14 protein-coding genes are annotated in these 12,874 nt (G+C 62.2%); 8 read left to right on the top strand and 6 right to left on the bottom strand.

Translation table 11 applies throughout. The features are described from left to right. Positions 1-4: 4 nt before the first annotated feature. The 3 genes from AC1DPF_RS16175 to AC1DPF_RS16165 are packed head-to-tail and all read right to left on the bottom strand — an operon-like array spanning position 5 to position 3,681. Positions 5-1,057: an enoyl-CoA hydratase/isomerase family protein gene (locus tag AC1DPF_RS16175; RefSeq protein WP_477962371.1), complete on the bottom strand. Its 1,053-nt coding sequence runs from the start codon at positions 1,055-1,057 to the stop codon at positions 5-7. After that, positions 1,057-2,196, bottom strand: a complete 1,140-nt coding sequence (locus AC1DPF_RS16170) for an acyl-CoA dehydrogenase family protein (RefSeq protein WP_477870806.1) — start codon at positions 2,194-2,196, stop codon at positions 1,057-1,059. Before AC1DPF_RS16170 ends, AC1DPF_RS16175 begins: the two co-directional genes overlap by 1 nt. Before the next feature lie 60 nt (positions 2,197-2,256). Further along, positions 2,257-3,681 carry an aldehyde dehydrogenase family protein gene (locus AC1DPF_RS16165; protein ID WP_477962369.1) on the bottom strand — a complete coding sequence of 475 codons (1,425 nt, stop codon included), beginning with the start codon at positions 3,679-3,681 and terminating at the stop codon, positions 2,257-2,259. Between the two features lie 143 nt (positions 3,682-3,824). Between AC1DPF_RS16165 and AC1DPF_RS16160 the strand changes: the two genes are divergently transcribed. The 7 genes from AC1DPF_RS16160 (at position 3,825) to AC1DPF_RS16130 (ending at position 7,967) form a co-directional block, all read left to right on the top strand. After that, the gene (locus tag AC1DPF_RS16160) at positions 3,825-4,700 is read left to right on the top strand and encodes a LysR family transcriptional regulator (RefSeq protein ID WP_477870802.1); all 876 of its coding nucleotides are present in this window, start codon (positions 3,825-3,827) and stop codon (positions 4,698-4,700) included. 13 nt (positions 4,701-4,713) lie between these two features. Beyond that, a complete protein-coding gene (locus AC1DPF_RS16155; RefSeq protein ID WP_477962367.1) occupies positions 4,714-4,998 on the top strand; it encodes a hypothetical protein in 285 nt (94 codons plus the stop codon). Between the two features lie 2 nt (positions 4,999-5,000). Beyond that, the gene (locus AC1DPF_RS16150) at positions 5,001-5,789 is read left to right on the top strand and encodes a Crp/Fnr family transcriptional regulator (protein ID WP_477962381.1); all 789 of its coding nucleotides are present in this window, start codon (positions 5,001-5,003) and stop codon (positions 5,787-5,789) included. Between the two features lie 94 nt (positions 5,790-5,883). Then, positions 5,884-6,213, top strand: coding sequence for a hypothetical protein (locus AC1DPF_RS16145; protein ID WP_477962365.1), 330 nt, complete (start codon positions 5,884-5,886; stop codon positions 6,211-6,213). A gap of 84 nt (positions 6,214-6,297) precedes the next feature. Continuing rightward, positions 6,298-7,044 carry a response regulator gene (locus AC1DPF_RS16140; RefSeq protein ID WP_477962363.1) on the top strand — a complete coding sequence of 249 codons (747 nt, stop codon included), beginning with the start codon at positions 6,298-6,300 and terminating at the stop codon, positions 7,042-7,044. Positions 7,045-7,146: 102 nt separating this feature from the next. Then, positions 7,147-7,326, top strand: a complete 180-nt coding sequence (locus AC1DPF_RS16135; RefSeq protein WP_477962361.1) for a CsbD family protein — start codon at positions 7,147-7,149, stop codon at positions 7,324-7,326. Between the two features lie 161 nt (positions 7,327-7,487). Next, positions 7,488-7,967 (top strand): pyridoxamine 5'-phosphate oxidase family protein, encoded by a 480-nt coding sequence (locus tag AC1DPF_RS16130; protein WP_477870793.1) that lies wholly within the window; start codon positions 7,488-7,490, stop codon positions 7,965-7,967. A 54-nt stretch (positions 7,968-8,021) separates the two neighbouring features. Here the strand turns inward: AC1DPF_RS16130 and AC1DPF_RS16125 are convergent, their stop codons facing one another. Then, positions 8,022-8,852: an outer membrane protein gene (locus tag AC1DPF_RS16125; protein WP_477962359.1), complete on the bottom strand. Its 831-nt coding sequence runs from the start codon at positions 8,850-8,852 to the stop codon at positions 8,022-8,024. Between the two features lie 300 nt (positions 8,853-9,152). On the opposite strand from AC1DPF_RS16125, the gene AC1DPF_RS16120 reads away from it, so the two are divergent. Next, a complete protein-coding gene (locus tag AC1DPF_RS16120) occupies positions 9,153-9,422 on the top strand; it encodes a GlsB/YeaQ/YmgE family stress response membrane protein (RefSeq protein ID WP_477870790.1) in 270 nt (89 codons plus the stop codon). Positions 9,423-10,018: 596 nt separating this feature from the next. On the opposite strand, the gene AC1DPF_RS16115 is transcribed toward AC1DPF_RS16120, so the two are convergent. Together AC1DPF_RS16115 and AC1DPF_RS16110 are read right to left on the bottom strand one after the other, a co-directional pair. Then, a complete protein-coding gene (locus tag AC1DPF_RS16115) occupies positions 10,019-10,219 on the bottom strand; it encodes a hypothetical protein (protein ID WP_477870788.1) in 201 nt (66 codons plus the stop codon). 325 nt (positions 10,220-10,544) lie between these two features. Continuing rightward, positions 10,545-12,851, bottom strand: coding sequence for a GumC family protein (locus AC1DPF_RS16110; RefSeq protein WP_477962357.1), 2,307 nt, complete (start codon positions 12,849-12,851; stop codon positions 10,545-10,547). Positions 12,852-12,874: the final 23 nt, after the last annotated feature.

Genomic DNA, 12,874 nt, shown 5'->3' with positions numbered 1-12,874 from the left:
CCTTTCAAGCGTTGGGCACGGGCGTCCAGGCCTCGGCAGCCGGCAGCGGTACAAAGATCGCGTCGACCTCGGCCTCGCTAACACCATCTGCCGTCGGTGGATTCCAGCGCGGTGAATTGTCTTTGTCGATGATCAAAGCACGGACACCTTCGACGAAGTCCGGCCGAGCGATCATATGGACGGCCACGGCGTATTCCATGGTCATTTCAGCCGCGAAATCTTCGATCTTCGCCGCTTCGAACAGGAGTCGCAGCACGACCTTGCAGGCTCGCGGCGACTTGGTCTCGAGCGTCTTGAGCGTTGCCAGTGCCCAGTCTCCACCATCCGCGGCCAGAGCCGCCAGAATCTCCTCGAAGTGGTCGGACGCGAACAGCCGGTCGATATCGGCTCGGTGATCGAGGATCGGGGCGGGCGGCACCATCGTTCCGGCGCTGCGCAGCGCCGCATCGATCCCCCGAGGGTTGCCAAGGATCGCGGCTTTCAAGGCCTCGACATCGTCGCCTGCGACATAGTGGCTGCCGATGCCGAGCGCTAAACATTCGGCGCCGCTAAGCCGAGCGCCGGTCAACCCGACATATTGGCCCGTACGGCCCGGCATCCGCGAGAGATAACGGCCGCCGCCGACATCGGTGAACAGGCCGATCCCGGTTTCCGGCATGGCGTACATCGTGCGGTCGGTGACGACGCGGATCGTGCATGGCTGCGAGATACCCACGCCGCCGCCCATGGTGATCCCGTCGAGGAAGGCGACGGTCGGCTTGGCATAGGTGAACAGCAGATGGTTGAGGCGGTATTCCTCATGGAAGAAGGCACGCCCCGCGACGCCGTCACCCGCGGCACTGTCGGCTATGACACGAATGTCACCGCCAGCGCAGAAGCCCCTTCCCTCGGCATGGTCGATCATCACCAGGTCGACGGCGTCATCCTCGGCCCACGTGCTCAGCGCCGCGATCATGGCGGAGCACATCTCATGGGTGAGCGCGTGAATTGCCTTGGGACGGTTGAGCCGGATCCGGCCGGTACGGCCTTCAACGAAGGTGAAGATGTCCTGGCTCATTATCGGAGCATATCCCGGCTGACGATCATCCGCATGACTTCGTTGGTCCCTTCGAGGATGCGATGCACGCGGAGGTCGCGAAACAGTCGTTCGATCGGGTAATCCTGCAAATAGCCATATCCCCCGTGCAGCTGCAGCGCGCGATCGACGACCGACGATCCCGTGTCGGTCGCCATCCGCTTGGCCATGGCGGCAAAGCGCGTCTTGTCGGCGGTGCCGGCCGTCACCTTCACCGCGGCGGCGTATAGCAGCATCCGGGCCGCCTGCAATTCTGTCTCCATGTCCGCCAGCGTGAACTGCGTGGCCTGGAACTCGGCGATCGCCTTGCCGAACTGTCGCCGCTCCTTGGTGTAGTTCACCGCTTCATCGAGCGCGCGCTGCGCACCGCCAAGCGAACAGGCGCCGATGTTGAGCCGCCCGCCATCGAGGCCGGACATGGCGATGCCGAACCCGGCCCCTTCGTCGCCCAGCCGATTGGCAACGGGTACCCGCACGCCGTCGAAATTGACCTGTGCCGTCGGCTGCGACCGCCAGCCCAGCTTCTTCTCCTGTGCGCCGAAGCTCACGCCCGGCATGCCCTTCTCGATGACGAGGCACGAGATGCCCTTCGGGCCATCCTCACCGGTCCGAACCATCGTTACATAAAGTTCGTTTTCGCCGCCGCCAGAGATAAAGGCCTTCGATCCGGTGACCACATAATCGTCGCCATCGCGAACCGCCCTGGTACGAAGGCTCGCCGCGTCGGACCCCGCGCTGGGCTCGGTCAGGCAGTAGCTGGCTATCTTGTCGCAGGCGACGAGATCGGCCAGATATTTTGCCTTGACCTCTGCACCGCCGAAGCAGTCCACCATCCAGGCGGACATGTTGTGGATCGAGATGAAAGCGGAGGTGGAAGGGCAGCCATAGGCCATCGCTTCCATGATCAGCGCCGCCTCGAGCCGTCCCAGCCCGATGCCGCCCCCTTCCTCGGAGACATAGATGCCACCGAACCCGAGATCCGCGGCAGCCTTCACGACCTCGCGGGGGAAAATATGATGCTCGTCCCATTCCGCCGCGAACGGCGTAATCGCATCGGCGGTGAATTTCTGCGCCATATCCCGAATGGCGCGCTGATCATCGGTCAAATCAAACTGGTTCATGGCTAAAGGCACCTGCCCCCCTGCGCCCATAACGTCAAACCCAACCCAGCGGCAGCCGGATTATTTCAGCTTGTCGATGACGGACGCGAACAACACCTCATCCGGCGGAAGGATCTTCGTTTCGGCCAGCGGCTTCGAAACCCAGGTTTCGTTGATCAGATCGCGCCAGGTGATGTTGTTGTTCGTGGAATTGCCACCCCACGAACCGCAGCCCAGCGAGAAGGTCTGCCGCATGCCATTCCACAGATTGCCGCTGTTCGAAGCCGCCTGCGGCTGGTTGACCATCACACGCGAGGTCTTCGTCGCGTTCGCCAGCTTCATGATGTTCTCATCGCTGTTCGAATAGATGCCGCAGCTATGCCCCTGGCCCTGATAGGCCTGAATGCCGTTGGTCAGGCGGATCGCGTCGTCGATGTCCTTGGCGCGATAGAGCGCCATCGTGACTGTCATCTTCTCGCCCGAGAAAGGATGCTCAGGACCATAGCCGGTTTCAGGCACGATGAAGAACTGCGTGTCTTCCGGAATTTCGAAACCAGCGTAGTCGGCAATGAACTTAGGAGTTTGTGCGACGACTTTCGCGTTGATATGTCCATCGACCCAGATCGCGGCCTGCAGCTTCGCCTTGGCGGCATCGTTCAGGATGTAGCCGCCTTTCTCCTGCAGCTTGGCGAGCATCTTGTCATAGATCGCATCCACGAGGATCACACTGTTGTCCGAGGAGCAGCTCGCCGCGAGGTCAAGAGTCTTGGAGATCCGGATCTTTTCAGCGGCATCGTCCAGATCGGCGGTGTCGTCGACAGTCACCACCGCGTTGCCCGCACCCACGCCAAGCGCCGGCGTGCCGCTGGAATAGGCCGCAGTGACCATCGCCGCACCGCCGGTCGCGAGGATGCGGTCGCACTGCTTCATCAGTTCATTGGTCTTTTCGAGCGATGGCGTATCGATGCTGATCACCAGATCTGCAGGGGCGCCCATCTTGACGATCGCCTCCCGCATCAGGTCGCAGATCATCTTGTTGGTGAGCTTGGCGCGCGGATGCGGCGCGACGATGATCGCGTTACGCCCCTTGACCGCGGAGATCGCCTTGATGACCGGCGTCGCTTCGGGGTTGGTCGTCGGCGCAAGCGCACCGATCACGCCGACCGGCTTCGCGATCTTGACGATGTTGCGAACCGGATCCTCTTCCAGGATGCCAACCGACTTGTCGTTGATGATGTCGTACAGGGTCGCGCGGGTCTTGCGGAAGATCTTGAGAAACTTGCCCTCATAATTGCCGAGCTGGGTTTCATCGACCGTGAATTGGGCGACCTTCTCGGCCACGCCTGGCTTCGCGACCGCCCACACCATCGCGGTGATCAACTTGTCGACCTGCTCCTGCGTATAATTCTCGATCTGCGCCTGGGCTGCGCGCGCCCGGCCGACCAGTTCCGCAATCTCAGCGGCAGCCGGATCGGCATCAACCAATGTCAGATTAGCTTGGGCCATCGATCCACTCCTGTGAAAATGCTTCGGCAACCGTCACCGAACGCCGCGGATGCCAATTTTCCGGCTCAATGAACCTGTGAGTTCCCGCATGCAAGGAGGTATATTTGCATGTTAAGTGTGCATTTTTGCAGTATGGATCGAGAATGTTCGATTGGGACGACCTGCGGATTTTCCTGGTGCTGGCACGCATGCGAAAGGCGGCGCCGGCCGCGCGGGCACTGGGAATAGACGTGACGACGCTGAGCCGGCGGATAGCGCGGCTACAGACCAGCCTGAACGCCAGCCTGTTCGAGACGATCGGGGGGGAGCGGCGACTGACCGAGCGTGGCGAAGCGCTGTTCGCCCATGCCGAGGAGATGGAAAGCGCAACGCTGGCAGCGATCGGCGACGTGACAGGCGACTCGTCCAGCCTGTCCGGTCAGGTGCGGCTGAGCGTGGCTGAAGGCTTCGCGACCTGGGTGCTGGCCCCCGCCCTTCCCGCCTTCCAGCGTGATCACCCCGATATCCGGCTCGATCTCGTCACCGCGTCGGGCTTCCTCAACCCGTCCAAACGCGAGGCGGATATGGCGGTCATGCTCGCACGCCCGCGCACGGGCCGGCTCGCCGCAGCCAAGCTCGGCAATTACAGCCTGCGGCTATATGGCGCCGCCGACTATCTGGCCGCGACCAGCAAACCGAAGCGGATCGAGGACCTGAGGCAGCACCCGCTGGTCGGTTATGTTCCCGAGTTCATCTATGCCCCCGAACTCGATTATCTCAGCGAGGTCGGCGCCGGCCTGTCGGCGGTCGCGCGCAGCACCAGCATCAACGTGCAGCACAGGCTGATCGCCAGCGCCGCCGGCATCGGCATCTTGCCAGCCTTCATCGGCGACCGCGACCCTTCGCTTACACCGCTGCTTGCCGATCTGATCGAGATCCGCCGCAGCTTCTGGCTGGTCACCCATAGCGACCTGCGCCGCCTCGCCCGGATCGAGGCCGTAGCCGGCTGGCTGAAAACAAGTGTCACCGGAATGACATAATGCGGCGAGGCGCATGCTGGCGCTCGTGGACATCAATCGCCACGGCGCCAAGATCTTGTTGGTCACCGCCAATCCCGAACAGATCGGCGATGCTATCCATATCGGCGAAGTTCATCAAAGCCGTTCGATCGCACCCCAATCCTGCGCGCGGTCGCATTGGTTCGCGCCGACGAGGCGGCCTGAGCCCGCCGCCGCACAAGCTGCAACCGAAATCAAGCCCTCGCCACTAACCCACGACAAGATCTCGATTTTCTCGTCTCGCCATAATTTTTTTCTTTTTTCCTCTGTATCTTCGTGAACATGTACGGGGGTGCAACGTTTGCAACTCAGCTGTTGGAGTTGAGTATGATCGACACGCACACTGCCTTACAAAATCGCTTGCTTGCCGCGCTTAAACCCGACGACCTGATGCTGCTGCTGCCCTCGCTCACGGCCCTCGAATTTCCTACTGGAAAGATATTGCAGGAGGCAGGCAGCGAAGTTCGCTATGCTTGGTTTCCGCTGGAGGCAGCCGCCGCCTCGTTCGTGGTCGCCGCCGATGCCAATCATATGGTCGATGCCGCGCTAGTTGGCCGCGAGGGTGCCGTTGGCGGGATCATCTCCACAGGGAACTACCCTGCATATGCGCGAGCTCATGTCCAGTTCCCAGGCAAGTTCCTGCGGCTGCCACTCAGTGCGCTGAACCAGGCCAAGGCTCAATCGCCCAGCATAGCCGACTGGGTTGCCCGCTATTCAGATTGCCTCGTGGCCCAGCTGTTTCAATCGGCCGCCTGCAACGCCTCGCACACTATCGCACAGCGCCTTGCCCGCTGGCTAATCGCCACCCGCGACCGGATCGACTGCAACGAGATCATCATCACGCAGGAGCAACTCGGTGAGATGCTCGGCGTCGGCCGCAGCTTCATCAACCGCTCGCTGCGCCACTTCGGCATGATGGGCATACTCGGATCGCGCCGTCGGCGGATCGTGATCCTCGACGCCGACAGGCTGGAAGCAATCGCCTGCGACTGCAACCATCGCGTGCGTGACCATTTCGACTTGGTTCTTGCCGGTGTCTATCCGCGCGAACCCGACTCAGTCGCCGCGTAAGCCGCACAGCTCGATCGAGGGCGCCATAAGTCACCGGGTCCGGGACGGACGAAGGCCAACCGAAGCGGAGGTAGGATTGAACAGAATATGTAAAGTGATCGCGACGATCGCGCTCGGCCTGACATCGGCCTCGGCATCCGCTCAGGTCGCCGGAGGGGTGAACGCGTCTTCCGCCGGAGATGTGCGGATCGCCAGTCCGGCTGCGGCCACCAGCGCAGCCGGTTCGGTCCGCGCCGAAGTCGGTGCAGCGTCGCGAAGCGATGCGGCCGCCGACACGGCTCCAAGTGCCGTTGGTGACGTCAAACGAGCGATCCGCAAGCCCCGTCCTGATGCCCCGGCTGCCACCAATAGCGGTGCGGCGACCGCGGCTGGCAGCACCGCCAAGTCGAGCGGCAAGTCACCGGAACCCAGCAGCGGCGACTAAGTCTGTCGACCCGATCGGATGGCGCCGGTGTAGGCAAGGCAGCGGCGCCGCGATCCTTCATTCGAATTCGTAGGAGTATCGAGAATGCCGCTTGGCCGTGAACTTGCCCCCCATCTGCCCTTCCTGCGACGCTATGCGCGGGCGCTCACCGGTTCACAGCAGGAGGGCGACCGCTTTGTCCGTGCCGCTCTGGAGGGCATCGTTGCTGCACCCGGCGACTTTCCTCGTGACGTCGATCCCCGGCTGGCGATTTATCGTGTCCTGATCGGCCAGTGGGAGGCGGCCGGGGTCGGCGAAGCGCGACTTGGCAGGATCACCCCACGGACGCGCCAGGCGCTGCTGCTCACTGCAATGGAGGGTTTCACGCCGGAGGATGCCGGTTATCTGATGCGGTGCGACCGGGCTGAAGTCGAAGCGCTTGCCGACGAGGCGCTTGCCGAGATCGAACGACAGGCGCGCACCAATGTCCTGATCATCGAGGACGAGCCGATCATCGCGATGGACATCGAAAGCATCGTGCGCGATCTGGGCCATGGCATATCCGGAATCGCCGTCACGCACGACGAAGCGGTGGCGAGTGCGCGCGCTCACCGGCCCGGCTTGGTCCTCGCCGATATCCAGCTTGCCGACGACAGTTCCGGCGTCGACGCCGTGCAGGAGATCCTAGCGGATTTTTCCGTCCCGGTGATCTTCATAACGGCTTTTCCAGAACGGCTGCTCACGGGAGAGCGCCACGAGCCCGCCTTCCTCATCACCAAGCCCTTCCAGCGCTCCACCATCAAGACGGCGATTAGTCAGGCGCTGTTCTTCCACCAGGCCGTGCTCGCATGACCCCGCTCGTTTCGGGAACAAATCAATATAAATCAATACCATAGGAACATCTATCCTTCCCAATACGTTGTGGCGGCGTTCCTGTAGTCAAGGAGATTCCCAATGGGCGAAATGCTCGACAAGACAAAAGGCTTTGCCAATGAAGCCGGCGGCAAGGCCAAGCGCGCGGTAGGCGACGCACTCGATCGCCCCGATATTCGCGCCGATGGCGACGCCCAGGAAGCCAAGGGCGATCTTCAAAAGGCGAAGGGCGAAGTAAAGGGCGCGATCAACCGCATCTGATGCCCCTCACCCGGACCAATGAGGAGCAGGTCGGTCATGCCGCCCTGCTCCTTGTGTTTCGCACCTCGCGGCTCTCTTGTCGCGGCGACTGGCGACCCGTGGTGTGCACGGAAACCTTTGCGAACTACTTCGTTCTGGGATTTCCAATAAGGAGACTGAAGATGTCGGACGCGACCAAACTCAAGGAACATCTTTGGGCCAAACTGAGCCACGGCCCGTTCATGATGGTCGGTCTTTCGGAACCGCGCACCCATGCAGAACCGCTGACCGTGCAGCTCGACAAGGATCAGCTCGACCGGATTTACTTCTTTGTCGGCAGGGACAATCGCATCGCTCCCGGTGGACCGGCGATGGCGCAGTTCGTGTCCAAGGGTCAGGACTTCTTCGCGTGCCTGTCCGGCCGGATCACCGTCGACAACGATCCTGCCATGATCGAGAAGCTCTGGTCGAATCAGGCCGGGGCATGGTTTCCCGGCGGGAAATCTGATCCCAACCTGGCGCTGGCGCGATTCGACATCGACGAGGCCGAGCTATGGGAATCGGATATGTCCCTCAGCGGCAAGCTGAAGATGCTGTTCGGCGGCAAGATTCGCGCCGACGAAGAAGGCAGCCACGCCAGAGTTTCCAGCACCGCGGTGTGACCGCGAGCGATCAGCGAACTGCGTGGCCGGGCGGCCACGCAGTTTGCCGGTTGATCAGAAGCGATAGCTGACGGTCGTCACGACCGAATGATAGGCGAACTTCGAGAAGCCGCGGCGGAAATCGGTGCCGGTACCGCTCACCACCGTGAAAGGTCCGCCGACCGGGCCGCCCGTCACAGCGACTCGATAGTCGTTGTTCTTAAGCGCCGTGAACAGATAAAGGGCGCCGATCGAGAACGGCCCGACCTTCTGTTCGATGCCGCCGCCATAGGTATAGCCATAGGCGTTCTTGGTCGGATCGTTAGGCGTGAAAGTGTTGACGGCATTGGTGGTCGTGAAGCTGTTCTCGATCTTGCCATAAGTGACGCCACCGGTGCCGTAGACCAGCGTGCCGGTGCTGAGCGCATAGCCGGCGCGGCCGCGGATCGAAGCATTTTCCTTGAGCTTTGCCTTGAAACGATAGGCCGCTGGCGTGGTGCTGAATGCGGTCACGCTATCGTAGAGATAGGCTCGGCCGGCTTCCACGACAGCGCCGACGACAGGTCCGCTGGTTTCGCCGAACTGGAGATCGTAGCCGAGATGGACCTTCCAGATCGTCGCGTCATTGTCCTTCGTGCAGCCGGTGGCAGGCGACCGGGTGGTCGGTGCACCGCCGCAGAAACCGGGCGAGAAGTTGGGGAAAGCATCGCCGAAATTGCCGTCGCGATTACGATCGAAGCTGATCGCTTCGTCGCCGTCGCGCGGTTGCCAGCTATAACCGAGCTGCCCGCCAATGTAGAAACCGGTCCAGCTCGCGGAACCTGTGCTCAAATCCTGCGCCGACGCGCCTGCAGCGCCGAGCGCGGCCAAGCCGGCCGCCGTGATTATCTTGAAAACATGTCGCATGCTCAACCTTTCCTGCTGTCGAAACGGCTTGATCTTATCTTTGCTCGACCAAATACCCTAGAATTCGAAGCGGATAGCGCAGATTGGTAGCATATTACCAGACGATTTTATGTCCGTAACGGTCGATTTATCACCGGGCGATGACGCGCCTCCGCCGGACCATGGCGCTTTACCACCCGCCAGGGAGAAATGCTGTCGTGACGGCCATGAGACAGATCGAGGGATAGCGGGGGAACGGTAGAGATCAAGCGACGTTATATTGACCGAGCCACTTCCGGCTCCGTACCGAGGAGTAGATCGATGGGTCTCCTTATTCTTCTTGTAGTCGGGGGTGTTATTGGCTGGATTGCCAGCATGATAATGCGCACCGATGCTCAACAGGGCATCGTGCTCAATGTCGTGGTCGGGATCATCGGATCTTTCCTGGCCGCATTCTTGCTGTCGCCGCTACTCGGTGTCCCGCCGATTACCAGCGGTGCGATCACCGCCTCCACCCTCATCATCTCGCTGCTGGGCGCGATCGTTTTGCTCGCGATCGTCAATCTCGTGCGCCGCGGCACAGTCCGCTAGCCGGCACTGTCATTGCGCCGAGCCTGAAGGAGGCACCTGCCGGCTCGGCATGAGGAGCCCGTCGATCCCAGGTTGGCGGGCTTTTCGCCGTACACATCCGGCGGCGAGCAATATAAAAATATCGCACATATCCTTTCACTTACCTGCACCGCTCACCATATCGGCTGCATCTTCAACAGATGAAAGGAGGTGATCGAATGTCTCATTGTCCAACGCCTTACGCGGCTCGCCGTGCGGGTTCGATCTGCTCCTCAGGAGTATATTCGGCCTGACGGCGCATCGGTCACAGACCCGTGCGCCGGGTCCGCCACGGCCGAACGGAATGCCCGCTGGCCGGATGAGGCTGACAATGGAAGGGCCGCGTCAGAGATGGCGCGGCCCTTCGATATTCAGGGATCAAAGGCCGATGACTCGATTGTCCTGGATGTTCGAACTGCCGACCAGTTACCCTGTCGCCACTCTATTGGTTGCTGGCGCTCGTCCGGGCGCTGATGCTGACGCCCCGATGGTCATTTTTGGGCGGATGCCTCCGTCAATGGGTCGAACGCCGCATGCTCGTCGACCGGCCGCCGCCGTAAGCATGTCCCTTGCGTCGCTCACGCGCCCTGCGCGCAACCGCTCGTCCTGAAAGCCACATCGAGTGGTGAAGGCGCCTTGGCGATGCATTCGCCATAGGCACGATCGAGATAAAGACAGGCGAGGACATAATGCGCTTTGACGGCTGCGAAATGCGTAGCGGATTGCGCCAGCGCCAACTCCGCTTCGGCGCGGCGCAGATTATAATCTGAATCGGTCATGTTAGATTTTCACCCTGGAATCGCTGTCAAAAACATTCATCTCGCCTGGATCGCATGCATTGATGTCGCCGGCGCGTCAGCCATTCCGTCACGCAGGAATGTCCTATCCTACCGCACCAGCGAGCGAACTTCGCCGAGGGCGGCAGATGCGGACATACGACGCGCGGACGCCGATCCGGTTCGATCAATCACCGCCTTCGCCAACCTGACTCGGCGCACACAATCCCTTGCTGATGAAGGACATAGCAGCATATGATTCGGACGAAATCACATGCATCAGCCCTATGGTCTCACAATGCGCCAGCCGGTGCCGGATCAGCGCCGCCTAGGTAAGGTGCAAGGACTCGGATACCCGGCCGGCCAGGCTGCGAGCCCAGCGACGAGCTCTGAAGCGCGACCCGGCGCGCTTCGGTTCCGCCTCATAATAGGCGGTCGAGAGCGAGACATGATGGATGGCATCGCCGTAGCGACGGCCGGCATGCGCCTCATAATCGACTCGGTTGATGACCGCGCCGGCAATTTGCCCACCGAATATCTCCATCGCCGCCATCGCCGCCTCGGGGCTTGTCCGGCCCCAGCGCAACACCAGCAGCGTCGCATCCGCCTGATCCGCGAGCGTCTTGGCGTCGCGTACCGGCAGGATGGGCGGGCCGTTGAGGATCACCAGCTCGAATCTGTCGCGCAGTTCGGAAATCAACTGGGGCAGCTGTGGCGACCCGATCAGCGCCCCGGGGTCGCGCGCGGTCTCGCCGACGCCGATCACCGCGAAATGACCCTCCTCTTCAACCGTGACAAGGTCGTCGACCAGCGCGCGCTTTGCGAGGAAGGCAACGACGCCGGCGCTCTTCCCCTCGCTGTTGCCCTCGTTCATCGCCGGATCGGGCCGGCGAAGATCGAAATCGACGACAACCGCACGCCGGCCCAGCACGGCTGCGGCTGCGGCCAGGCTTACCGCCACGGTATTCTTGCCTTCCCCTTCGAGCGGCGAGGTGATCACGACCACGCGGCCGCGATTGGCCGGAATGCGGACTTCGAGCTCGATCAGCAGGTTGCGCATCGCTTCCGCGAAGCGAGAACGCGGCCGACCGGCCACGGCGGCGTGAACCTTGCCCTCCTCGGCGTTCAGCTCAGGCACCATCGCCAGGGTCGGGATGCCCAGCAGGCGGCGCACCTGTTCGCCGGTCCGCAACTTGGTGTCCATCGTATCGATGATGAAGGCCAGCAGAATGCCGATGGCGAGCGCAGCGAGAAGGGCAATGGCCAGCACGCGCTTGGGCATCGGATAGGCCGGCGCGTCGGGCATGGGAGCGCGCGAAACGCGCGATATGTCCGGATTATTGTCGGCCGGGGCGCCGAGTTTGGCATTCAGTTCGTTCAACAGCGCCGAATATTGCGCGTTCACGGCGCCGACGTTTCGCTCGAGTGCCCTCAGCGGCACGGCCGCCTGCCCATCGCCGAACGACCTGTTCCTGAGACCGGATATCGCGGCTGCAACGGCCGCGGTCCTGGCCTGGCTGGCGGCCGCCTGTGCGCGAAGCTCAGCCTGGATCCGCGTGCTCTCCTGCCTTATCCTGGATCGCAGTGCCGTCAGTTCGGCCCCGGCCTGGATCAGTTGCGGATAGCCGGGGCCATAGAAGGTCGTCAGTTCGGCGACCTTTCGCGACAACATCGTTTCCTGTTGCAACAGATCAGTCAGCAGGGGAGATGTCGCGACCGGCGCGCCACCCGGCAGGACGGCTGCCGCCCTGCGCCCGTCGTTCGCGCTGTCCGACATCGCCTGGACGCGCAGCCCGGACAATTGGCTGACCTCGTTACTGGCCGTGCCTTCGGGCTGAGAACTCAACAGGCCATGCTGGCGCCGATAGGCTGCAGCCGCGAGTTCGGCGCGCTCCAGATAGGAGCGGACCTCTGCAACACGCTTGGAGAGCGCCTTTATCTGCCGGCGCTGGCTGTCGTTCGCCTCGTCGATCTGATTATGTATGTAGGTTTCCACCAGGCGATTGGCGATCAGCGCGGCCTTCGCCGGATCCATCGACGAGGCCGTGATGGCGATGACATTCGAGCGTGCGATGCGCGCAACGCTGATATGGTCGATCAGGCGGTCGGTGATCGCCTCGCTGCGGGCGCGCTCGGCCATTTCCGCCAGGTCGCTCGAATCACGCGGTGCGGGAGCATCGGGCGTGAGAAATGCGAAGAGGCTATCGGTCCACGACCGGTCCTGCACCGGTGGAGAAAACTCCTTGTCGTCCGCTAGCCGGAGGGATTGGGCGGTCTGCTTCATCAGCGCGCGGGACTGCAGCAGTTCGACCTTTGTCTGGATCGCTGCGTCGTCGGTGGCCGTCGGCACCATGTTGGGCACCGAGGACGACAGGCCCTGGTCGGCGGGCAAAACCATCACGGTCGTGGTCGCCTTGAATGTCGGCGGCGTCGTCGCCAGGAACAGCAGCGCAGCAACAAAGGCGAGCGCGACCACCAGCAGAATCACGCCGATCCGGCGGCGAATGACGCGGAGCGCATCTGCCAGGCCGATATAGCCGGTTCGCGTTCCGGGCTGGCGGTGGATGGCGGATATCGTGAGATCCGGGTTGATGCGTCCCTGCTCCGGAATGCTCAGCGCATGTGCATTCGGCATGTGCGTACCCTCGCTACTGAAGC

Source organism: Rhizorhabdus sp. P4_G6 (assembly GCF_056401045.1).
Note: the sequence above shows the minus strand (reverse complement) of the source record. Positions and strands in the feature narration are given on the sequence as shown.

Excerpts from the sequence above, each read along its gene's own strand:
- AC1DPF_RS16175 (WP_477962371.1), bottom strand. The coding sequence starts at position 1,057 with ATGAGCCAGGACATCTTCACCTTCGTTGAAGGCCGTACCGGCCGGATC.
- AC1DPF_RS16170 (WP_477870806.1), bottom strand. The coding sequence starts at position 2,196 with ATGAACCAGTTTGATTTGACCGATGATCAGCGCGCCATTCGGGATATG.
- AC1DPF_RS16165 (WP_477962369.1), bottom strand. The coding sequence starts at position 3,681 with ATGGCCCAAGCTAATCTGACATTGGTTGATGCCGATCCGGCTGCCGCT.
- AC1DPF_RS16160 (WP_477870802.1), top strand. The coding sequence starts at position 3,825 with ATGTTCGATTGGGACGACCTGCGGATTTTCCTGGTGCTGGCACGCATG.
- AC1DPF_RS16155 (WP_477962367.1), top strand. The coding sequence starts at position 4,714 with ATGCTGGCGCTCGTGGACATCAATCGCCACGGCGCCAAGATCTTGTTG.
- AC1DPF_RS16150 (WP_477962381.1), top strand. The coding sequence starts at position 5,001 with ATGTACGGGGGTGCAACGTTTGCAACTCAGCTGTTGGAGTTGAGTATG.
- AC1DPF_RS16140 (WP_477962363.1), top strand. The coding sequence starts at position 6,298 with ATGCCGCTTGGCCGTGAACTTGCCCCCCATCTGCCCTTCCTGCGACGC.
- AC1DPF_RS16135 (WP_477962361.1), top strand. The coding sequence starts at position 7,147 with ATGGGCGAAATGCTCGACAAGACAAAAGGCTTTGCCAATGAAGCCGGC.
- AC1DPF_RS16130 (WP_477870793.1), top strand. The coding sequence starts at position 7,488 with ATGTCGGACGCGACCAAACTCAAGGAACATCTTTGGGCCAAACTGAGC.
- AC1DPF_RS16125 (WP_477962359.1), bottom strand. The coding sequence starts at position 8,852 with ATGCGACATGTTTTCAAGATAATCACGGCGGCCGGCTTGGCCGCGCTC.
- AC1DPF_RS16120 (WP_477870790.1), top strand. The coding sequence starts at position 9,153 with ATGGGTCTCCTTATTCTTCTTGTAGTCGGGGGTGTTATTGGCTGGATT.
- AC1DPF_RS16115 (WP_477870788.1), bottom strand. The coding sequence starts at position 10,219 with ATGACCGATTCAGATTATAATCTGCGCCGCGCCGAAGCGGAGTTGGCG.
- AC1DPF_RS16110 (WP_477962357.1), bottom strand. The coding sequence starts at position 12,851 with ATGCCGAATGCACATGCGCTGAGCATTCCGGAGCAGGGACGCATCAAC.